16 protein-coding genes are annotated in these 24,001 nt (G+C 35.7%); 12 read left to right on the top strand and 4 right to left on the bottom strand.

Annotated features, from left to right (window positions below; translation table 11 throughout):
• Window positions 1-17: 17 nt before the first annotated feature.
• The 6 genes from ACSG5Z_RS14655 (at window position 18) to ACSG5Z_RS14680 (ending at window position 9,473) form a co-directional block, all read left to right on the top strand.
• Entirely contained in the window at window positions 18-1,055 is a 1,038-nt protein-coding gene (locus tag ACSG5Z_RS14655; protein ID WP_435711640.1) for an LCP family protein, read from the top strand.
• Window positions 1,056-1,260: 205 nt separating this feature from the next.
• Complete coding sequence (locus ACSG5Z_RS14660) at window positions 1,261-2,523, top strand: dicarboxylate/amino acid:cation symporter (protein ID WP_060487376.1); 1,263 nt, start codon at window positions 1,261-1,263, stop codon at window positions 2,521-2,523.
• Window positions 2,524-2,871: 348 nt separating this feature from the next.
• Window positions 2,872-4,584: a peptide ABC transporter substrate-binding protein gene (locus ACSG5Z_RS14665; RefSeq protein ID WP_262719525.1), complete on the top strand. Its 1,713-nt coding sequence runs from the start codon at window positions 2,872-2,874 to the stop codon at window positions 4,582-4,584.
• A gap of 337 nt (window positions 4,585-4,921) precedes the next feature.
• Window positions 4,922-6,628: a peptide ABC transporter substrate-binding protein gene (locus ACSG5Z_RS14670; protein WP_088064175.1), complete on the top strand. Its 1,707-nt coding sequence runs from the start codon at window positions 4,922-4,924 to the stop codon at window positions 6,626-6,628.
• Window positions 6,629-6,933: 305 nt separating this feature from the next.
• Window positions 6,934-8,640, top strand: coding sequence for a peptide ABC transporter substrate-binding protein (locus tag ACSG5Z_RS14675; protein ID WP_048565906.1), 1,707 nt, complete (start codon window positions 6,934-6,936; stop codon window positions 8,638-8,640).
• A gap of 113 nt (window positions 8,641-8,753) precedes the next feature.
• The gene (locus tag ACSG5Z_RS14680) at window positions 8,754-9,473 is read left to right on the top strand and encodes a class I SAM-dependent methyltransferase (RefSeq protein ID WP_048565907.1); all 720 of its coding nucleotides are present in this window, start codon (window positions 8,754-8,756) and stop codon (window positions 9,471-9,473) included.
• Window positions 9,474-9,513: 40 nt separating this feature from the next.
• Here the strand turns inward: ACSG5Z_RS14680 and ACSG5Z_RS14685 are convergent, their stop codons facing one another.
• On the bottom strand, window positions 9,514-9,897 hold the full coding sequence (locus ACSG5Z_RS14685) for a hypothetical protein (RefSeq protein WP_048544012.1): 384 nt from the start codon (window positions 9,895-9,897) through the stop codon (window positions 9,514-9,516).
• A gap of 135 nt (window positions 9,898-10,032) precedes the next feature.
• Here ACSG5Z_RS14685 and ACSG5Z_RS14690 point away from each other — a divergent pair, with 135 nt between their 5' ends.
• From ACSG5Z_RS14690 to ACSG5Z_RS14710, 5 genes are all read left to right on the top strand, one after another.
• Window positions 10,033-10,368, top strand: a complete 336-nt coding sequence (locus ACSG5Z_RS14690; protein ID WP_060487373.1) for a hypothetical protein — start codon at window positions 10,033-10,035, stop codon at window positions 10,366-10,368.
• Between the two features lie 225 nt (window positions 10,369-10,593).
• On the top strand, window positions 10,594-10,932 hold the full coding sequence (locus ACSG5Z_RS14695; RefSeq protein ID WP_060487372.1) for a VOC family protein: 339 nt from the start codon (window positions 10,594-10,596) through the stop codon (window positions 10,930-10,932).
• A 256-nt stretch (window positions 10,933-11,188) separates the two neighbouring features.
• Window positions 11,189-13,288 carry a vWA domain-containing protein gene (locus tag ACSG5Z_RS14700; protein ID WP_060487371.1) on the top strand — a complete coding sequence of 700 codons (2,100 nt, stop codon included), beginning with the start codon at window positions 11,189-11,191 and terminating at the stop codon, window positions 13,286-13,288.
• Window positions 13,289-13,361: 73 nt separating this feature from the next.
• The gene (locus tag ACSG5Z_RS14705; protein WP_046957761.1) at window positions 13,362-16,724 is read left to right on the top strand and encodes a tubulin-like doman-containing protein; all 3,363 of its coding nucleotides are present in this window, start codon (window positions 13,362-13,364) and stop codon (window positions 16,722-16,724) included.
• A 57-nt stretch (window positions 16,725-16,781) separates the two neighbouring features.
• Window positions 16,782-16,916 carry a hypothetical protein gene (locus tag ACSG5Z_RS14710; protein WP_001116178.1) on the top strand — a complete coding sequence of 45 codons (135 nt, stop codon included), beginning with the start codon at window positions 16,782-16,784 and terminating at the stop codon, window positions 16,914-16,916.
• A gap of 79 nt (window positions 16,917-16,995) precedes the next feature.
• Here ACSG5Z_RS14710 and ACSG5Z_RS14715 read toward each other — a convergent pair whose 3' ends face one another.
• From ACSG5Z_RS14715 to ACSG5Z_RS14725, 3 genes are read right to left on the bottom strand one after another with little or no spacing between them, the layout of a single operon-like run.
• Complete coding sequence (locus ACSG5Z_RS14715; protein WP_098803002.1) at window positions 16,996-18,132, bottom strand: Ger(x)C family spore germination protein; 1,137 nt, start codon at window positions 18,130-18,132, stop codon at window positions 16,996-16,998.
• Window positions 18,133-19,230 (bottom strand): endospore germination permease, encoded by a 1,098-nt coding sequence (locus ACSG5Z_RS14720; protein ID WP_147786393.1) that lies wholly within the window; start codon window positions 19,228-19,230, stop codon window positions 18,133-18,135.
• Window positions 19,227-20,765: a spore germination protein gene (locus ACSG5Z_RS14725; protein WP_435711641.1), complete on the bottom strand. Its 1,539-nt coding sequence runs from the start codon at window positions 20,763-20,765 to the stop codon at window positions 19,227-19,229. The genes ACSG5Z_RS14720 and ACSG5Z_RS14725 overlap by 4 nt, the downstream gene beginning before the upstream one ends.
• 296 nt (window positions 20,766-21,061) lie before the next feature.
• Between ACSG5Z_RS14725 and fdhF the strand changes: the two genes are divergently transcribed.
• Window positions 21,062-24,001 carry a formate dehydrogenase subunit alpha gene (gene fdhF / locus ACSG5Z_RS14730; RefSeq protein WP_435711642.1) on the top strand — a complete coding sequence of 980 codons (2,940 nt, stop codon included), beginning with the start codon at window positions 21,062-21,064 and terminating at the stop codon, window positions 23,999-24,001.

Genomic DNA, 24,001 nt, shown 5'->3' on the forward strand with positions numbered 1-24,001 from the left:
AAAACGGAGGGAACGATATGGAGAATACCTCTTCTTCAAGAGAAAAGAAAAATAAAAGAAAATATAACAAGACAACGATAATAAGTGTCTTGTTAGTAGTATTACTATTTGGCGGAGTTGGATATGGTACTTATGTATATATGAAAACTTCTAATCTCGTACAAAAGTCTAGTTTAAATTTAGCGCGTGGTGAAAAATCACATTTACGTGAGGAAACTGTAAAGCCAATTGCAAACAATGTTTCACTTTTAATTATGGGAATTGATGAAAATCAAGAACGACAAAAGGAGTATAATGGTGCTTTCCATACAGATGCACTACTGTTAGCTACTTTTAATAAAGATGATAAGACAGTGAAATTAACGAGCATACCACGTGATACATATACATATGTTCCAGTTGAAAAGAAAAAAGATAAAATAACGCATGCATATGGAAGTGGTTTCGTTAAAAATGGTAAAGATGGAGGACCGCAAGCTTCAGTGGAAGCAGTAGAAAAGTTGTTACAAGTGCCTGTTGATTATTTTGTGAAGTTTAATTTTAATTCATTTACTAAAATTGTTGATGGATTAGATGGAATTGAAGTAAATGTCCCAGTTGAATTTATGGAGCAAAATAGTAAAGATGAACCTGACGCAATCCATTTGAAAAAAGGACTACAAAAATTAACAGGGGAAGAAGCACTTGCACTGGCAAGAACGCGTCATATTGATAGTGATGCAATGAGAGGTCAGCGCCAACAACTTGTTATTGAAGCGATGTTAAGTAAATTAAAAAGTGTAGGCTCGATTACGAAGCTAGAAAAAATAGTTGAGGCGATTGACGGCGATTTTAAAACAAATTTAGTAATGGATGATATTTTATGTTTTTATAAATACGGTTTAAATGGTTCAGTTGAAAAGATTCAATTAGGCGGAGATGATTTATATTTACCTAACGGTCCAAATGGGCAACGTGTATATTATTATAACCCTAATAAAAAAGATCTACAGAGTTTGAGTAATACGCTTAGAACACATCTAGGATTAAGTGAAAAGCAGATTGAGGAGAATTAAAGCAGGCATAATGTCTGCTTTTTTATTACGTTTAATAGTATGACATTTAAATTTAAATATTATATACTATTTTAAAGTTATTGATAATAGTGTAACATAATGATGTGGTTTAAGTTAAATAGCAGGGGGGCTATTACATAAAATACATCATTAGCAATTATTGAAATCGTATGGGAGAAATGAACGAAACAGGGGAGTATTAAAAATGAGAATTGTAAAGAATTTAACATTCCAAGTTATTGTGGCAATTATTTGTGGTATTGCAGTAGGGGCAATTTGGCCTAGTGTTGGACAAGAGATGAAGCCAATTGGTGAAACATTCATCAATATGATTAAAATGGTTATTGCACCGATAATCTTTTTAACGATTGTGCTTGGTATTGCAAGTATGGGAAGTATGAAAAAGGTAGGTCGTGTTGGTGGGAAGGCACTATTATATTTTGAAATCGTTACAACAGCGGCTTTACTTATTGGTATCATCGTAGCGAATGTTGTACGTCCCGGAGATGGATTAGATCCTTCGAAACTAAAGGGTGGAGATGTTTCACAATATGTACAAAGCGGGCAAGAAATGCAGTGGATGGATTTCTTTTTACATATTGTGCCGTCTAACATGTTTGAAGCATTTGCAAAAGGTGATATTTTACAAGTTCTGTTCTTCTCCATTTTATTCGGTGCAGGGTTAACGATGCTCGGGAAAAATGGACAACCTGTTATCGACTTTTTTGAAAGATTATCGAAAGTATTTTTTAATATTTTATCTATTGTTATGAAGTTAGCGCCAGTTGGAGCATTCGGTGGAATGTCGTTTACAATTGGTAAATATGGTTTAAGTACGTTAATACCACTTGGTAAACTAATGATTTGTGTATATACGACAATGGCATTATTTGTTTTTATTGTTTTAAATTTTATTTGTAAACTGTACAAATTTAGTCTGTGGAAATATTTAGCACATATTAAAGAAGAATTACTTATTGTTCTAGGGACATCATCATCAGAATCAGTATTGCCGCGAATGATGACAAAGATGGAAGACTTCGGGTGTTCTAAGCCAGTAGTAGGTTTAGTCATTCCGACAGGTTACTCTTTTAATTTAGATGGAACGACGATTTATTTATCGATGGCAACTATATTTTTAGCTCAAGTTTTTCACGTCGATCTTTCACTAGGTCAACAATTAACTATAATAGCTATTTTATTAGTTACATCTAAAGGGGCAGCAGCAGTAACAGGTGGAGGTTTTATAGTACTAGCATCTACTTTATCTGCAATGAATGTTATCCCGTTAGAAGGGTTAGCGCTATTACTTGGTGTAGATCGTTTCATGTCAGAAGCACGTGCTATCGTGAATTTAATTGGTAACGGTATTGCGACTGTAGTTGTTGCAAAAAGTGAAAATGAATTTGATGAAGAGAAGTATACGAGAGTAATAGAGGAAATGAAAAAAAAGAAAATGGCCGGATAAAAAAGTCAGCAAAGCTGACTTTTTTATTTTTGTAGAAAAGAGGTTTGTTACGATATACATTATTTATTAACAATAATTTACAAGTGTTTTATAGCGAAGGGATATAAAGACTATTAAATCAATACATAGAATTCAATGAGGTATAGTGTTTTAAAAGATTATGGAATTTTTATGAATATTACTGTAAAAAAATAATTTTTTAAAAATTTTCAATAATAACACTTTACAAAACTCAAAAAATTAGTAGAATAATAGTTAATAAGAATCTTCTGATAAATATATAAAGAAAAACAGAATTATCAGAAAATTCTTAAACGAGAGCGTTTAGAATTAGGGAGGGTACAGAAAGTGAAAAAGAAAAAAATGAAAAAACTAACAGCAGTTGTAGCACCAGTTTTAGCAATGAGTATGGCATTAACAGCATGTTCTACATCAGGTGGAGATAAGAAGACAAGCACAAATTCTAGCTCTGGCGGGGATAGCAAATCAGAAGAAAAATTAGCAGCGAAACAAGTATTAAATCGTACTGAAACAAATGAAATTCCAACGATGGATACTTCTAAAAATACAGATACATTAGGTTCTCAAATTTTGGGGAACACAATGGAAGGTTTATACCGTTTAGATAAAGATAACAAACCAATCCCAGCTGCGGCAGAATCAAGCACGAAGAGTGAGGATGGTAAAAAATATACATTCAAATTACGTAAAGATGCAAAATGGTCAAATGGTGATCCAGTAACAGCAAAAGATTTCGTATTTGCATGGCAACGTTTATTAGATCCAAAAACAGCTGCTGAGTATGCATTTATTGCATTCCCAGTCAAAAATGCAGAAGCGGTTAATAAAGGTGAAAAACCTGTAACGGAACTAGGAGTAAAAGCAGTAGATGACCTTACTTTAGAAGTTGAATTAGAACAAGCAGTACCATACTTCTTAAACTTAGTAGCATTTCCATCGTACTATCCATTAAATGAGAAGTTCGTGAAGGAAAAAGGAGATAAATACGGTTTAGAGTCTGATACAACAGTCTATAATGGACCGTTCGTTCTTACTGATTGGAAGCATGAGCAAGGATGGAAACTAAAGAAAAATGATCAATATTGGGATAAAAAGACTGTAAAACTAGATGAAATCAACTATAGTGTAGTAAAAGAAGTAGCTACAAAAGTAAATTTATATGATACAAATGCAATTGATTTTGCACTTCTATCAGGTGAATTCGTTGATAAGTATAGAAACAATAAAGAAGAGTTTGGGACTTATTCACAAGTAAGTACTTACTTTATTCGTATGAACCAAAAACGTGGTGGACAAGATACACCATTAAAGAGTCAAAAATTACGTGAAGCAATTGCCTACTCTATTGATAAGAAAAATTTAGCAAATGTTATTTTAAATGATGGATCTAAACCTGCGGACTTCTTAGTGCCGAAAGGATTAGCAACTGGACCAGACGGTAAAGATTTCCAAGAAACATTTAAAAACGGTATTAAACCAGATGCGAAAAAAGCAGCTGCTGCATGGGAAGCAGCGAAAAAAGAACTTGGAAAAGATCAAGTTACAATTGAGCTATTAAACTATGATACTGGTAATGCGAAAAAAGTTGGAGAATATGTTAAAGATCAAATCGAGAAGAATTTAAAAGGTGTAACAGTTAATATTAAACTTCAGCCGTTCAAGCAAAAACTAAAATTAGAAACAGAGCAAGATTATGATATTTCATATGGCGGTTGGAATCCAGATTATGCGGATCCAATGACATTCTTAGATATGTTTGAGTCTAAGCATTCTCATAACCAAATGAGCTTCTCTGATCAGAAGTATGATGAAATGATTAAAAAAGCTGGCGGAGAATTAATGGGCGATGCGAAGAAACGTTGGGAAGAGCTAGGACAAGCTGAGAAATTGCTTCTTGAGAAAGATGTAGCAATTGTACCTTTATACCAACGTGGTGATGCATACGTTCAAAAACCAAATGCAAAAGGTATTGTTCACCATAACATTAGCCCAGAGTATAGCTTCAAGTGGGCATATATGACTGAAAAGGATGGAAAATAATTTTAAACAGTAATACTATCTTTAAGTGGATGTATACAAGTTTCTTAGCTTATTTTGTAGTGAGAATCTCAATGTCCACAATAGAAAGATAAAATGATAGAGCATTCCAAAGGTAGATTCTTTACTTTTGGAATGCTTTTTATTATGAGATTAAATGTAAAAAATAATGGATATAAGGTTTCTATTGTGAAAGGAATAATTTTTAGAATATTTTAAAAATAACTTTACAAAACCAGAAAAAATAGTAGAATATTAATTAATAAGAATTTTCTGATAACTAATTATTAGGAAATTACTCAAATCTAGTTTCGTACATATAATTGGGGAGGGTACAAAAATGAAGAAAAAGATGAAAAAGTTCACGGCGGTTGTAGCGCCAGTTTTAGCGATGAGTATGGCGTTGACAGCGTGTTCTGGATCAGGTGGGGAGAAGAAAACAACTACGACGTCTAATGGTGGTGGGGAAGAGAACAAATCCGAAATTAAATACGCAGCAAAACAAGTATTAAATCGTACAGAGAATCAAGAAATTCCGACGATGGATACTTCTAAATCTACTGATACGTTAGGGTCACAAATTTTAGGGAACACGATGGAAGGATTATATCGTCTTGATAAAGATAATAAGCCAATCCCAGCTGCTGCAGAATCTAGTACGAAAAGCGAGGATGGCAAAAAATATACATTTAAATTACGGAAAGATGCAAAATGGTCGAATGGTGATCCTGTAACAGCGAAAGATTTCGTATTTGCATGGCAGCGCTTACTCGATAAAAATACAGCGTCAGAATACGCATTTATTGCTTACTATATTAAAAACGCAGAAGCAATTAATAAGGGTGAAAAACCTCTAACAGATTTGGGGGCAAAAGCGGTAGATGATTATACACTAGAAGTAGAATTAGAAAAGCCAGTACCATATTTCTTGAATTTACTAGCATTCCCGTCATACTATCCGTTAAATGAAAAATTCGTAAAAGAAAAAGGCGATAAGTACGGTTTAGAAGCAGATACAACTGTGTATAACGGGCCGTTCGTGATGTCTTCATGGAAACATGAACAAGGATGGCAGCTAAAGAAAAATGATAAGTATTGGGATAAGAAGACTGTGAAATTAGAAGAAATTAACTATAGTGTAGTAAAAGAAGTTGCGACGAAAGTAAACTTATATGATACAGGATCAATTGATTTTACATTACTATCAGGAGAATTTGTAGATAAATATAAATCGAACAAAGATGAGTACGGTGAGTATTCAGAAGCAAGTACATTCTTCTTACGTTTAAATCAAAAGCGTAACGGACAAGATACACCGTTAAAGAGCAAAAAGCTTCGTGAAGCAATCGCATTATCGGTTGATAAAAAAGGGCTGGCAAACGTTATTTTAAATAATGGTTCAAAAGCAACGGATCAATTGGTTCCAAAAGGGCTGGCGACAGGACCAGACGGTAAAGATTTCCAAGATACATTTAAAAATGGTCTGAAATATGATCCGAAAAAAGGTGCAGCAGCATGGGAAGCAGCGAAAAAAGAACTTGGAAAAGATCAAGTTACAATTGAATTACTAAGTTATGATGATGGAACTGCGAAAAAGATTGCTGATTATGTAAAAGATCAAATTGAGAAAAATTTAAAAGGTGTAACGATTAATACAAAAATTCAGCCGTTCAAACAAAAACTAAAATTAGAGACTGCACAAGATTATGAAATTTCTTATGCAGGTTGGAGTCCAGACTATGCGGATCCAATGACATTTATTGATATGTTTGAATCGAAGAGCCCATATAACCAAATGAGTTATTCAAATGCAAAATACGACGAAATGGTACAAAAATCAGGGAATGAATTAATGAGTGATGCGAAGAAACGTTGGGAGACGTTAGGGAAAGCAGAAAAATTATTCCTTGAAGAAGATGCAGGGTTAGTTCCTTTATATCAAACAGGAAGAGCGTATGTAATGAAACCGAATGTAAAAGGAATTGTGAAACATAACATTAGTCCAGAATATAGCTTTAAGTGGGCTTATGTAACGGAAGGGAAATAGGAAAAAAGAGCGTTAAAAAAATATATTATTTATTTTTTTAACGCTCTTTTACTATTCAATTAAATTTAAATAAATAGAGAAGAATAAGAAAAGTGGTACTTACATATAGTAGATGGGGGAGAATTCGTATAGTAGTAATAGATTGTTATTGATTTAAATAAATTAATTATTATGAATATTCTTCAAAAATACTTTACAAATCGCGAAAAATTAGTAGAATGATAATTAGTAATAATTTTCTGATAATTTAAATTTGAAATCTCTCAAAGTTAGTTTCGTACATATAAATTGGGGAGGGTACAAGAATGAAGAAAAAGATGAAAAAGTTTACGGCGGTTGTAGTGCCAGTTTTAGCGATGAGTATGGCGTTAACAGCGTGTTCTGGATCTTCTGGTGGGGAGAAGAAAACGACAACGACATCTAATAATGGTGGAGAAGAGAAGAAATCTGATATTAAATATGCGGCAAAGCAAGTGTTAAATCGTACAGAAACGAATGAAATTCCGACGATGGACACTTCAAAAAGTACGGATACACTTGGGGCACAAATTTTAGGGAATACAATGGAAGGTTTATATCGCCTTGATAAAGATAATAAGCCAATCCCTGCTGTGGCAGAATCTAGCACAAAAAGCGAGGATGGTAAAAAATATACATTTAAATTACGGAAAGATGCAAAATGGTCGAACGGTGATCCTGTAACAGCGAAAGATTTCGTATTTGCATGGCAACGTCTAGTAGATCCAAAAACAGCTGCTGAGTATGCATTTATTGCTTACTATCTTAAAAATGCAGAAACAATTAATCAAGGAAAAGCAGAAGTAGCTACATTAGGTGTAAAAGCGGTAGATGATCATACGCTTGAAGTTGAACTAGAAAGACCAGTACCATATTTCTTGAATTTAATGGCATTTGCGTCATACTATCCATTAAATGAAAAATTCGTAAAAGAAAAAGGAAATAAATTCGGTTTAGAGTCTGATACAACAGTATATAACGGACCTTTTGTTCTTACTGATTGGAAGCATGAGCAAGGTTGGAAATTGAAGAAGAATGAGCAGTATTGGGATAAAAAGACTGTAAAACTAGATGAAATTAACTATAGTGTAGTAAAAGAACCAGCTACTAGAGTGAATTTATATGATACAGGTGCAATTGATTTCGCAATTTTATCAGGAGAATTTGTTGATAAGTATAGAAATAATAAAGAGGAATTTGGAGCATATTCAGAAACAAGTACGTTTTACTTGCGTCTAAATCAAAAGCGTGGTGGGCAAGATACACCGTTAAAGAGCAAAAAGCTACGTGAAGCAATCGCATTATCCATTGATAAGAAAGCTTTAACGAATGTTATTTTAAATGATGGTTCAAAACCAGTGGATTACTTAGTACCAAAAGGTTTAGCGAGTGGACCAGACGGTAAAGATTTCGCAGAAACGTTCAAGAATGGTTTAAAACAAGATTCTAAAAAGGCAGCAGCAGCATGGGAAGAAGCGAAAAAAGAGCTTGGAAAAGATCAAGTAACAATTGAATTGTTAAATTATGATACTGGTAATGCAAAAAAAGTTGGGGAGTATGTAAAAGATCAAGTTGAAAAGAATTTAAAAGGCGTGACAGTAAATATTAAACTGCAACCATTTAAGCAAAAACTAAAATTAGAATCAGACCAAGATTATGATTTTTCATATGGTGGCTGGAATCCAGATTATGCGGATCCAATGACGTACCTTGATATGTTTGAAACGAAAAATTCTCAAAACCAGATGAGCTACTCAAATTCAAAATATGATGATATTATTACTAAAGGTAAGACAGAATGGATGGCTGATGCAAAAAAACGTTGGACAGAGCTAGGGAAGGCAGAGAAATTGTTACTTGAGGAAGATGTAGCACTTGTACCTTTATATCAAAGTGCTAAATCATATGTTATGAAACCGAATGTAAAGGGAATTGTGAAACATAATATTAGTCCGGAATATAGTTTCAAATGGGCGTATGTAGAAGAGAAATAAAAAAGAGAAGAGCATTTTCAAGTTGCGGTATAGCACTTGGAAATGCTTTTTTTATGTGCACGATTTATTGATAGGTGAATATATGTATTATAGAAAATTTAAAGGAGAATTCTATGAAACGAAATACTTACATCGATTTCCTAGCTTATTACGGAATAGGAAGTGCTCATCCTGGTGGTTTTACGTTAACGAAACAATTGTTAGCACAATTGCCTTTTAGATATGGAGCAAATGTCCTTGAGATAGGCTGTGGTACGGGGAAAACAGCGGCATATATGAAGAAAGAATATGGTTATAAAGTAACGGCGGTTGAAAAGAATGAGATTATGATTCAAAAGGCGAAAGATAGATGGTCGTTTGAAGGAATAGACATTCAATTAATTGAAGGAAATGTAGAGCAATTACCTTGTTTGCATGACTCATTTGAGTTCGTACTCGGAGAATCGATACTCGCTTTTACAGAGAAAGAAAGGGTTATCCCGGAGTGCTATCGTGTACTACAGAAAGACGGTAAACTTGTTGTCATTGAAATGATTATTGATAGGCACATTGAGAAGAGTGAGGAAGGAAAAATTGCCCGACTATACGGGATGAAAGAACTATTAACTGAGAGTGAATGGGTACAATTATTTCAGAAAGCAAATTTTAAAAGAATTACAATTGCTGGCGGTGGTACAATTGCAGAAACAATCTCGGGCTATATAGAAGAGCCAGAATGGAATGTATCCTCGCATATTCCAAATGAATTATATGAGGCATGGGTACAGCATGAAAATGTACGACTTATGTACCAACATATTTTAGGACATCGTATTTTTATATGTGAAAAATAAAGAAAGAGAGTTGACTAAAGCTAGTCAACTCTTTACTATGTTAAATGAAAAATAATGCAGCTAATGTAATTCCGAAGATGAAACCAAATCCGAGTTCAACGCCCCAGCCGCCGCCGCCCCAGCCACCACAACTACCGCAACCACGACCGCCACATCCACAGCCGCTGAATCCACCACCACAACCAAATCCGCAACTATCACATCTGCTAAGGCCCCCACAAAGGTCACAGCCACCGTTTGCATATGCGTCATAGTATCCAAATCCTGTATCAAAAGATGAGCGCTGTTGCACTGGTTCAATCCATACAGAGCTGTTTGTCACATCAATTATTTTACCTAAATGAATGCGACCATCACGATCTTCAATGCGAACGACTTTACCGAAATAACGTTGGCACGTATCGTAACATTTTTGTCTATGCATGTTCTTTCCTCCTTCCCCATTACAGTAATACGATATGTAATGGGGACAAGTGCGGCTTGTACGAATGCCCTATCTATCATAATTGTTATAGGAAAGGGGAAATATAGGAAGAGGATATATAAGGAGGCAAAAGGCATGAAATCTACAGATCAGTTTCAGACATACGAGGTACCGTGGGAAGAATTTATTGAAGCATTGCGAGAGGAAATGAAGAAGCAAGTAGGGGCAGATATAATTGATACAGTAGTTTGCAATTTAGAAGATGGCTTTGAAGTGTATACATATGTGCAGGGGGATTTGGAGTTTGAATACAAGGAAGCACTTGAAAGAAAATACGGAAGCGATGCAAAAACTCCTAATGTGCTAACGATTGTGTTATTAGCTAGTATTTATAGTACAAGTGAAGAGAATATACGCTTGCATGCGGATCATAAAGATAATCCAATTGTTGAAGTGTATGTGAAGAAATGAAACACGCTGTGAAAGGCGTGTTTTTTAATTGTCCCGCTATTTGTGGGCAGTAAGACCCTCACCTCAAAATTCAGCGGAAGCAAAGAAGTTAGGTAGAGGATTAACTGCCCGTAAAAGCCCGATTGGTGAGGGCTAATAATCAGTGGGAAATGAACAAAACTCCCACTGATTCAAGTTTCACTTTATATGATAAAATATTAGAAAATTGAGAAAGAAGGTGAAGGTTTGAAAATTAAACATCTTAATTTAACAGTTTCAGATGTAGCAGCTACTAGAGAGTTTTTAGAAAAATATTTTGGTTTAACTTGTAGTGGGGCAAGGGGAAATGGCTTTGCGGTTATGCGTGATAACGATGGGTTTATATTAACGTTAATGAAAGGGAAAGACGTACATTATCCGAAAACATTTCATGTAGGGTTTCCTCAAGAAAGTGAAGACCAAGTAAATAAGATGAATCAAAGGTTGAAGGAGGATGGATTTTTGGTCGAACCTCCTAAGCATGCACATGCGTATACGTTTTATGTGCAAGCACCTGGTGGATTTACAATTGAAGTGATGTGTTAATTTAAAATCAAACTTTTTGATGCTTGTTTTCAATATAAAAAGTAGGAAAAGTCTGTTTTAAGTGTAGAGCTTAAACAGGCTTTTTTACTTATAGTATCGGATAGAAAACGCTAGAAGGAATAATATTCAGTTTTTATAACTGTTTACATAATAAAGTTATGATGCGCTAGTTGTCCTAAAATACAAGTCATATATCTTGTATCCTCTCATAAATTTAAACATAGGAATTTGTCTACAAAGGTGGCGAAGCCTCATCATGAAAATTCGAATTTGTGCCACATTCATGTTGTTTCTATTTATATGGTTACATCCTTTTTGGACTTTTGCAAAAGGAGAGGAGGCAAAGGAAAGGGTCGTTTCACTTGTATATGATGATTCGGGCAGCATGAGAAATAACGATCGCTGGAAATATGCCAATTACGCTTTGCAAAGTTTAGTTGCGCTATTAGATGAAAAAGATAAATTTTCTTACGTTCCAATGAGCAAGCCGAATGATCCATTAAACATTTCGTTAACGAAGGATAAGAGACAAACAGAAATTGAGGGAATTGGAGCATGGAAAACGTATTTAAATACTCCGTTTAGCGCAGTAGAGACGGCGATGCAATCTATAAAAAAGGAAGCAGATATAGATGGAAAACGTGAATTTTGGCTTATTGTCTTAACTGACGGGGCATTTAATGATTTAGAGAAAGATAAGGTTGGCGGAAAAGAACAAATTACACAGAAGCTAGCACAGTTTAAGAAAGAAATGGATGCAAAAAAGATATCGTTACATCCAATTTTAATTACGATGGAAGAGGATTTAGGGCAGCAAGAAAAGGCACAACTAAATACGTTTAAAGAAATATGGAAGAAAGAGATAAATGGCGTTACGATGCCATCTAGTGGAGAGGATGGTATTGTAAAAAGCGTCAATCAAGTGGCAGCATTAGTTGCAAATCGTGATCCGTTCTCCTCGGTTGAATCGATTGTAAAAACGAAAGTAGTAGGAAAGAAAGTAGAGATTACAACACCATTCCCGTTAAAGCGTATGACGCTTGTACGGCAATCGCCTTCTTTGTCTAGTTATCAGGTCACACAAATTTCTAAACCATTACAATTACAATCTTCTTATTCCATACATGCACCAGGAGAAGCGAAATTATTCGGAAATATAGTTCATATAAGTACGGAAAATCACGAAGTTATTAAACCAGGAACGTATACGATAGAAGTGGATCGAGATATTGAGAAAGAAGGATTACAAGTACTAGTTGAACCGGCGCTTAACTATACTGTTTCTACTTATGACAAAGACGATAGTAGTCAAAAAAATGTGGAGAAAATGTACGAAGGTGTTACTGCTGTTATTGAAGCGAAGCCTACGGAATTACCAATTCAGTCTTCCTATTTTCAGTCAGAAGTAGAAATAGACGGAAAACAGTACCCGATGAAGTGGGACGATAAAAAACATGTATTTTACTACGAAACGAAGATCGATAAAGGGTTAGTGCGCGGGAAAGTTCATATGAACATAAAGGGGTTTTACAGACAGACGAAGGAATTTAAAATCGAAGTAACTGAAAAACCAAAATTATCATTGCAAACTATTACGAAAGATTATGAGGAAAAAGTAACGAATTTAGAGAATAGTAAACCGTTTATTATACAACCACAGTTAGATGGTAAGCCGATGACAGAAGAAGCTGTAAAGAAACTATTAAAATCTACTGGTGTCACATCTAAACAATCAATCAACTATGAAATAAAACAACAGGATAATCAAATTTATATTTATCCTCGCCCTCATTACTCCGACACATTCAATTTTACAGATACCGGCACCGTAGAAGCTACCATCGTAGTGCAAGATTCAAAATTACAAGAAGTTAAGAAAAATATATCACTTCATATTCAAAATGCACCGTTCTATGAAAAATATGCGCTTATTTTTAAGTTTGTTATTCCTATCACTTTATTATTGTTAGTAGTAGGAATAATCGTTTTAGGATGGATTGTTCGTCCAAGATTTCACCGAAAAGCACTATTGTATTACGAATGGGATCAAGAGGTAGCGAAAGATTGGTTATATCAATCTGAGCCAGAATTACTTAAAAATAAATGGTGGAAACACTATTTTGGCATTCCATTCCGAGCAGAAAGAAAGACTGTGCAATCCGTTACGTTTATAGCAAAGAAAGGATCGAAATCAATATTTGTAGCGAAAGAGTCACAAGTAGTAGGAATGATTATTGATGGGATGTTTATAACAGAAGATGAGGTTGGAATGGAACATAAGACGCTATATCCAAATGAACTTTTAGTAATTGATAGAGGGTATGGTAAAGAAATTTACAAATATGAGTGTGAATAGTAGATAGGGAAAAGGAGGGAGTCTTATCTTTCTCCCCTCTTTTCAAACAAGCAAGAATAGGAAGGTGGTTCACATGACGTTACAAGTTCCAACGATATTAATTGGTTTAGGTGGAATCGGTAGTACTGTGACACATCAAATATATGAAAGGCTACCTGAGGAGCGCCGAAAAAAGGTAGCAATGCACGTATTTGATACAGATGTGAATACATTGAGTAAATTTGATCATATTCGAAAGTTTAAGACGCAAACGAGTTCTAGTAAAACGCCAAGAGAGTATATTGCAGGAGATCCAACGATTCCAGAGTGGTTTCCGATGGACCCGACTATACTTGATAAACCACTGACAGAAGGGGCAGGACAGTTACGCGTCATTTCCCGTTTAGCGTTACTTGCTGCGATGAAAGAAGATAAATTGACATCCTTTTGGCAAGAAATCGAGAAGATTTTTCCGGTTACAAGCGATCAAACGGAATATGGAGTGCGTGTCATTATCGTAACATCACTAGCGGGCGGAACAGGTTCAGGGATGTTTCTACAAATTGCATTATATTTACGTGAAATGCTTCGGAAAAAACTGCAGCATCACAACATTTTAATACGTGGTGCGTTTTTAATGCCGGATGTTTTAGTTAAGACGAGAACGGTTAGTGCGAAAGAGTTTGAAACGGTGCAAGCAAACGGCTATGCCTCGTTAAAAGAATTACATGCCATTACACTCGGTTCCACTGGAGAATTATCAAAACGTGGCGGTGTGACGATTGAATTAGAATATCGACCTGATCAAGTAGATGAAGACGGAAGAACGAATCATACGATTAAACAACATCATTTACCATACAATTATTGTTTCCTATACGATTACGAAAATCTACATGGACACCATCTGCACAATTTATCAGATTATATGGAGCAAATGGCAAATACGATTTATTTACAGTTATTTAGTCCGATGTCTGCAAATCATTTTGCACAGGAAGATAATCAAATTCAGCAATTAGCAGAATCAAGTGGGAAAGGACGATATTGCGGGGCAGGAACGGCAAAGATTATTTATCCGTATGAGCACGTGTTAAAATATTGTGCTTTAAAATGGGCTGTGCAAGGTTTAGATGAGTCTTGGCTGCATTTAGATCAACTGTTTCAAGAGAAGAAGCAAAGATATGACCAAGACGTCAAACGCGGGATGCAACGTGAAAAGCCAGAGCGTGGGAAAAGTTATTTAGAAGACTTAGAACATCTTGCTACCCGTCCAGAACAGGCTCATATTTTTTATAGACAAATGTACAATGAAACGCGTGAAGGAGCAGAGGGCGGTAAGGTCGGTGTTGCGAAATCTAAACTGTTTTTAGAGGCTGTAGAAAGTTATGTACAGCGTACGGTGCAAAAAGATGAGGAATTAAACCGACTGCAGCACGAGTGTAAAATTTCGGCTGCTAAACTGAAAATGATGGAGCAAATGAAAGGTGAAGTAGCAAGGGTGGATCATGCGGTTCGTTTATATGCGTATGCGATTCCGAGCCGCGTACATGAGCATGTAACGACACTATTGTATGACATGATTGAATCAGACCGTTTTGCACCAAGTGGTTCTGAAGGACAGTCCTATCAATTAAATACATGGTTTTTAAAGAAAACGGATCCTGTTCATCCAGTATCAGCTCGTTTTATGTTGTATGAAATTCGAAAGCAGTTAGTCGAGAAAATGAATCGACTACATGAAAATAATGAACAAAAGCGTAATTTAATTCAAAACTACGATAAGAAATTTAATGTGAGTAATATTGATGGAACAGTAACAGCTGTTCGCCGAGTAGAAATCGCGCAGCAACAAGGCTGGTTTGGAAAAATGATTAATAATCAGCAGCGTTTGTTTAAAAAAGAATTTGAAGATATTGTAACGCAGTATGTACACAAATTAAACGAGTATCGCAAAGAAATGCTATTAGAACTCGTTTATCAATCGCTTTATCAAGCAGTTAATAAAATGATTCAATATTGGGAAAGGTTTTTTGATAATTTACACGAAACGCGTGAAAATTTATTGTTTGAAATTCAAAAACGAAGCAAGGAATTTGAAGGGAAAACAAACCCAACGAATGTATACGTATTAGCTGAAGAGAAGTTGCAAGAAAAGATATGGCAAGATATGCAGCAACATTTAAATTTGGGAGTATTACCGAAAGATATATCTGCGGAAATTTATATGAGTTTATACGGGGAATATTGCCGGGATGCAAAAACAGAAGAGATTCAATCGAAAAAAGTAGAAGATTTTTATCGTGAGCACATACTAAGTTATTGCTACGATGAATTACAAATACGCTATCGTGATAAATTAGAGCTGAATATCGTTGAGGCGTTACGAAAAGAGGCGGATTATAAGAAGCGTGATCGTGATGAATACGTCCGTGAAAAAATTGAAGACTTGTTCCATTTAGCAAGTCCATTCGTTCCGAAAGTTTCCCATCATAGGGAATTACAATATTGGGGTATACATCCATCTTTAAAGAAAGAATTGCAAGAGGAATTAATTCAAGAAATGTTTAAAGAAAAAGATACAGTACATGAAGCTTTTTCGCCATTTGAAGTCATTTGTTATCGTGCGCATTACGGTTTATCACTACAAGACTTTCCTAAGCTGTCGTCTGGACATATTGCAAATGGATTTATGAATGATAAAGGTGATTATTTTCAGTCTTACTATCGCCGTGTGAACAAGTTGAATAGTAAAAAATCTAGTTTAACGCCGCATTTAGATAAATATTGGCACTTGCCAGCTTTCATGCCAGACTTAAATGCAACGCAAACGAAGTTGGATTACGATAAATGTAATCGCGCTCTTCTATACGCGTATATGTATCGTTGGATTAGTTTAGTTGCTGTTGATGGCCAGTTCGTGTATCAATATAACGGTGTTGGACGAAGCTTCTTAATTCAGTCGATGGGAAAAAATATTTCAAGTGAAAGTTACAAATTACACAGAGCATTGCTTCATAATCCGTTTATTTATGAAAACATCTTGTCCAGATTTGAAGAAGAACAAGAAAAAGCTATGATACAGGGCGGACATTTATATACACATCCGTTCGTATTAGGTGCTCAAGATATTAGATGGCTTCGTAAAGAGCATGTCCATAATATTTTAGATATGATTTTAATGTATGACCGTGAAGCAAAATATGATCCAACGTTAGAAGAAACTTCTGATGAATTATTAAGATTATTCCTTGACGAAATTGAGTTATATTTCCAAAACTATTACGGTACAGGTGCCGATATGGTTGCAAAGAAAGAGAAAGAAATGTTTATTAAACAATTGTGGGATCGTTCGTACGCGAAAGGTTATGTAGATCCAAATAGTGCTCCTTATAAAAAGTGGCAAAATTTATTAAGCGTTCATGATGAAGAAGAAACGCCAAAAACGAATGTATAATGAATGAAAAGGGAATCCTTAAAAGTGGCAATACAACTTTAGAAAAGAGGGATTCCGATGCCGTTTTTAGGAAGTGTATATCAAATATTTGGATTGTATCCAGAAATTTATTATGGAATGATTTCAGCCGAACTTGCGGAGCAGCAAAGATTGGAACAGGCGGAAAACGAAGAACCAGAAACAGAAGCGTAACTGTATAGGAAGCTTCAAAATAAAAATGAAAACACGCTACTTACTCTTTATACGTATAAGAGCAAGTAGCGTGTTTTTTTTATTTAATAATCCCGTTCTCTAAAATTTTAATAGTAGGTGCTACTTTCACATTAGACTTTGAAAAGGCACTCGGCCAATCGTCTTCAACCGTTTTCCATTCTTTATATTGAAATGCTCTCGCATAATCACCAAACCCGAATGGATCAAGTTGCTGTTTTTGAATTTTGTGGATTAAATCGTTTAAATCTTTGTTTAGTTGTTTTGTAATAAGTGAAGTTAATTTCTTTCTACCTTTGTCTATATCCATGTTGAATGTAAGTTCAGATACGGAAACTTTAAAATTCATTGCAATATTAAATTTGAAGTGGTTATCGTTATAGCCTGTGTGAATGTCACGATTCATGCTAAGAACATTTATTGTTGCGAAGTCGTCGCCGTCTGTATCTTTTAGATGACTATTACTTTCAACTGAATGAGAAGGGATTTTCAGTGTAAGTGAAACGGGTATATTCGCTTTCTTTTGTAATAGAAGAAGAAGGGCACTTTCATATCGATTTAAAGACATTTTATAGATTCCGCGAGAAGTTAATAATGCAGAGCCGGTAACGAGAATATCTTTTTTACCTTTTTTTATTTCTGAGATAGCAGGTGTTATACCTTTATTAAAAGTTTGCCTATGGAATTCATGGAATGTCGTAAACGCGGTTCGATTGTATAGTTTGTTCGTATTAATTAAATCTGTTAAATATTCAGGAAGTGCAGGCTTATCTTTAAAATTATTATATATAACTGAAGAGATTGGACCGTCTACTGCAACCATGCGCATATTTCCAGTATTTTTAGGGTCGCGATACCAAACATCAAGGTAAGGCATAGCTCCTTCTTGTTTTAAAAATTTCGTACTAAATAAAATGAGTTGTAACTTTTCTGTAGATACTAAACCGCTACTTGAACTATTAAATGTTGCTTTTGCTTCTCGAGGGGTATGTACTGTCGCTTCATGAGTTTCGTATTTTTTCTCCACATCTTCATTAAAAATAGGGTTTACGTGGTATACAATTAATTTTCCTTTTGCTTTTGCATCAAACCCGTAAATTAATGAAATGGATTGTTTTTCTAAGTCGAGCCGATCTCCTCCACATCCTGTTAAAAAGGTTATGAGAAAGCAAAATATAGTGAAAATAAAGCGTCTCATTTAAATTTTTCTCCTTTTCCAATGCTGATAAAGTGTCATGTATAAGAGAAATACGACTGGGAATAGAAAAACGATAAAATAACTTGCAGTTCCCCAAAATTCCCGCAATGCACTTATTTGATACGAGGATGGGATATAAAAAAATAAAACGAAAACACACCCGAATAATAAAAACCAAATAGGTAATGAACTCCCTTTTTTGTTAAGTAACTGATTGATTCCATCTGAGGCAGTAAAAATATAAGGAATGCAAGAATCAAAAATAATGAAGAGATAAAATGACAAAAAGATAATTTCAAACCGTTCCAGAAATGAAAAGTGAAATGGTGTAACAAGAGAAAGAGTGGGCCATAAAAACTTAGTTATACCATCTGGGCTAAAATAAACGAAAGAAACGAACGTAACTTGCAGGTAAACGAATAAAGTAATCATATTTGCAATAACGATTCCTTTTTTTGCAGAGGATTTATTACTGAGATAAGGATAAAGGACAAATGCAAACTCAAATCCGAGAAAGGCAATAATAGTTGATTTTACTGTGTTGAAAACTGGTAGCCATCCCTCTTTAAGGAGAGGAAGAAGATAAACCCAATGCCCGTCTTTAAGTGGGATAAATAATAGCAATGGCATCCAGAGTGTAAATAAGACAGTAAAAACAGCATAGCGGCTAATAATAAGAACACCTTTACATGCGAGCATAACCATTGGGATAGATAATAACATCATGATTAAAAACATTGAAGATCTAGGTAAAATCCAAATGTGAATAACATATAAGAGGGAAAAAATTAAGGATACAGCTGCAAGAACAGCATATAAAATCCAAAAAATCATTCCTACTCTTCCTAGCCACTTCCCAAGATAACGAGTTAGCACATCAAGTAAAGTATACCCGGGATGTTTTTCCATAATTTTTACAATACATAGACTGACTAAAGTAGTGATAGCGCATCCTATTATAATAGACATCCAACCATCTGTATTCGCCCCTTGCGCAACTTCACGTGGCAGTGTAAGTACACCGAACCCTACTTGAACACCACTAATCGTTAAAATGTATTGAAATAAACTAATCTCCCTCTTTGCACGCTTTGTCACTTATCTTCCTCCGTTTCTTCTATATCGCGTTGTCGATTCTCTTGTTTTAAGTTAAGGGATAGTGGTCGTTTCTTCATTAGTTTCCATGGTAAACGTACAAGAATGTCTTTTAAATCTGAAGCAAATGACGGAGAAAAAGGACTACCATAAGGAACACCAAGTGATTCCATAGAAAGAATATGGATGATGATAACTGCCATCCCGACCATAATTCCAATGACCCCAAACAAAGAAGCGGTTATCATCATTGGAAAGCGAAGAAGCCGAATTCCTGCTGACATTTCCATGTTAGGGATGATAAAAGAAGCGACTGCAGTAATAGATACGACGATAACCATAACATTACTTACTATTCCTGCTTGGACAGCAGCTTGCCCAATGACAATCCCTCCTACGACTCCAATCGTTTGTCCAACGGGACCAGGAAGCCGAACCGCAGCTTCGCGGAGCATTTCAAGTACTAGTTCCATCAAAAGTGCTTCTAATATAGGGGGGAAAGGAATTTTAGCTCGAGATTCTCCAATTGTTAACAATAATTTAAGTGGAATCACTTCATAATGAAAGGAAATCATAGCAATATAAAGAGCTGGAGCAAATATTGCAATAAATAGTCCGGTAAAACGAAGTAGTCGTATGAAAGATGGAATCATTGGCCGGAAGCTGTAATCATCTATCGTCTGAAAAAAAGATGAAAAGGTCATAGGTCCAATTAATACGCCGGGTGAGCGGTCTACAACAACAGCAATTCGTCCATCCAAAATGTGATGGGCCGTTGTATCAGGGCGTTCGGTTATTGATAATTGCGGAAAGAGAGTATAGGAATTATCTTCAACAAACCCTTCTAATTCTCCAGTAGTAATAATGGCATCCACTTTGATTGATTCGATACGGCATGCCATTTCTTGTACAACGTCTTCGTTTGCAACGTCTGCTAAGTACAGCAAAAAAACCTTTGAAGTAGCTCGTTCACCAACAGTGAATTCCTTCACTTTCAATTCGCGATTTGGAATATATCGACGAATAAGTGCAAGACTGTCGCTCGCTACTTCATTAAATCCTTCGTGGGAGCTTTTTATAGCAGTTTCTGTTGTAGGTTCTTCAATACTTCTTTTTGGCGTCGATTGCGTATCTAGTTCTAATGCTGTAAGTTGTCCATTTATAAATAAAATGCTTTTACCATGTAAAAGGGAATGTTCAATGTCGGACCACTGCTGAACTTTCTTTATATTCCCGACTGTAACTGAGGATTCCCAACAATCAACTTCATTCCACTCTTTAAATAGGAGAGGGCGAAGAATATCAATGTTAATAACGGTTTTGTCTACAAGTCCTTCCATATATATAATTGCAGCTTCTTTTCCGTTTTTTAACGGAAAAGTACGTGTAATTAATTCTGGAATACCGGTAAAAAGTTTGGACAAGTGCTTTAGATTAAGGGAAAGAGAGGAAGAGATAGATTTATTTAAAAGGTGATCAGCTTGTTCTTGTGCAGAGAAAGATTTTTCACCACGTATCCATTTATTAAAAGACCCCATTTGTTCGCTTACTCCTTGTTATGTTTTATATGGGTTATTATGGATAGTTCCGTGCTGACATATGCGTAGTTTAAATTTTATATTGTATATTTCCATCTTTAACGCTATAATTATAGTGTTAAAGATGGAATCGTGATATGACCTGTTATGAATCTATCGTTTTATTTATGAATAAATGGATTGGTATTTTAGCAAGATGTGCTAATAAACTACTCCACCATGATAATAACGTGCCGAAATGTGGTGCGTATATTTTCGTGGTGGAGTTTTTTTATTCTCAAAAAGGGGGAAAGACCATGAATAACAACATGGTTCATATTACAATTGACGGAAAAAAGTATACAGCGGAGCCTGGTTCAACGATATTGGGTGTTATTAATGAGAACGGGATTGAACATCCGCAAATTTGTTACGTGCCAGAAGTAGATCCTATTCAAACATGTGACACTTGTATTGTAGAGGTTGACGGGAAGTTAGTGCGCTCTTGTTCGGCAGTAGTGACAGAAGGTATGAACATTGAACGTAATTCTGCTCATGCCAAAGAAGCACAAACAGAGGCAATGGATCGGTTACTAGAAAATCATTTATTATACTGTACAGTATGTGACAACAACAATGGGAACTGTAAACTGCATAATACAGCAGAATTAATGGAGATTGAACATCAAAAATATCCTTATGAACCAAAAGTAGATGCAAGTGAAGTTGATATGACGCATCCGTTTTATCGCTACGATCCTAACCAATGTATTGCATGCGGTCAATGTGTGGAGGTTTGTCAAAACTTACAAGTAAATGAAACGTTATCAATAGAATGGGAAGCGGAACGTCCACGAGTTATTTGGGATGAAGGAGTAAATATTAATGATTCTTCATGCGTGAGCTGTGGTCAATGTGTAACCATTTGTCCTTGTAATGCTTTAATGGAGAAAACGATGCTCGGTGAAGCTGGATTTATGACGGGATTAAAACCAGATATTCTTGAACCGATGGTAGATTTAATTAAAGAAGTTGAGCCTGGATATAGCGGCATTTTTGCGGTATCAGAAGTGGAAGCGGCTATGCGTGATACTCGTACGAAGAAAACGAAAACAGTATGTACATTTTGTGGTGTAGGTTGTTCATTTGAAGTGTGGACGAAAGGGCATAAAATCCTTAAAGTACAGCCTTCTTCTGATGCGCCAGTTAACGCAATTTCTACTTGTGTAAAAGGAAAATTCGGTTGGGATTTCGTAAATTCTAAAGAAAGAATTACGAAACCTTTAATTCGTAAAAATGGAACGTTTGTTGAATCTACATGGGAAGAAGCACTAAATGTAGTTGCAAGTAAATTAGGATCTATTAAAGAAGAATACGGTAAAGATGCTGTCGGCTTTATTTCTTCATCTAAAATTACGAATGAAGACAATTATGTAATTCAGAAATTAGCTCGACAAGTATTTGAAACGAATAATATTGATAACTGCTCACGTTATTGTCAATCGCCAGCGACAGACGGATTATTCCGTACAATTGGTATGGGCGGAGATGCTGGAACGATTAAAGATATCGCAAAATCCGGTCTTGTTATTATTGTAGGTTGTAATCCGACAGAAGGTCATCCTGTTTTAGCTACACGTATTAAACGTGCGCATAAATTACACGGACAAAAATTAATTGTGGCTGATCTTCGTAAAACAGAAATGGCAGAGCGTTCAGACGTTTTTATTAGTCCAAAACAAGGAACAGATCAAGTATGGTTAATGGCTGTTACGAAATATATGATTGACCAAGGCTGGCACGATCAACGATTTATTGATGAGAATGTAAACTTCTTTGAAGATTTTAAAGAGAGTCTTACAGAATATACACTTGAATATGCAGAAGAAATGACTGGTATTTCAAAAGAAATACTTATTCAAATGGCTGAAATGATTCGTGATGCAGATGGTACATGTATCCTTTGGGGTATGGGAGTAACGCAAAATACAGGTGGATCGGATACTTCCGCTGCGATTTCAAACTTACTGCTTGCAACAGGTAATTATCGTCGTCCAGGTGCTGGTGCATATCCACTTCGAGGTCATAATAACGTACAAGGTGCTTGTGATATGGGTACTTTACCAGGATGGCTTCCTGGATATCAGCACGTTACTAACGATATGGAACGTGCGAAATTTGAAATGGCTTACGGAGTGAAAATTAATAGTGAACCAGGTCTTAATAATATTGAAATGCTTCACGCAATTGATGAAGGGAAAATGAAAGCTATGTATCTTGTCGGAGAGGATATGGCTCTTGTAGACTCTAATGCGAACCACGTACATGAAGTGTTATCAAGCCTTGATTTCTTCGTTGTACAAGACGTTTTCTTATCTAAAACTGCTCAATATGCAGATGTTGTATTACCGGCAGCACCGTCTCTTGAGAAAGAAGGTACTTTCACAAATACAGAGCGTCGTGTACAAAGATTGTATCAAGTTCTTCCTACGCTTGGAGATGCGAAGCCAGATTGGTGGATTGTGCAGGAGATTGCGAATAAATTAGGTGCAAACTGGAATTATAGCCATCCAAGTGAAATTTTTGCTGAAATGGCAAGTTTATCACCACTATTCTCACAAGCAAACTATGAAGTACTTGAAGGGTGGAATAGTTTCCATTGGGGAAGTTTTGATGGAACGAATACACCACTTCTGTTCCAAGATGGATTTAACTTCCCAGATAAAAGAGCTCGTTTTGCGATTGCTGACTGGGTACGTCCAGCTGAATTCCCAGCGGAGTTCGATCTTCACATTAATAACGGTCGTATGCTTGAGCATTTCCATGAAGGGAATATGACAAATAAATCAACAGGTATTCAAACGAAAGTACCTGGTGTGTTTGTAGAAGTTTCTCCAGCACTTGCAAAAGAACGTGGAGTGAAAACAGGTTCATTAGTTCGTCTTGTTTCTCCTTTTGGAGCATTAAAATTACGTGCACTTGTAACAGACCGTGTAAAAGAAAATGAGCTATATTTACCGATGAACTCTACAGATAATGAAACAGCAATTAATTTCTTAACAGGTCCTGCTGTGGACATACGTACGAACACACCTGCTTATAAACAAACGAAAGTGCGTATGGAAGTGCTAGAAGTTGATGGCGCAAATCCGATGCCAAAAGCGAACCCGCGTAACAAAAAACGTCATCCTCAAGCTGGTATTGAGGTAAATCGTAAGTGGGCACGTCCAGGGTATGTGCATTTAACGGATAAGTAG

Origin of the sequence: Bacillus pretiosus, from assembly GCF_051294775.1 — a bacterium.
In the GTDB taxonomy this organism is placed as follows: Bacteria; Bacillota; Bacilli; order Bacillales; family Bacillaceae_G; genus Bacillus_A; species Bacillus_A wiedmannii.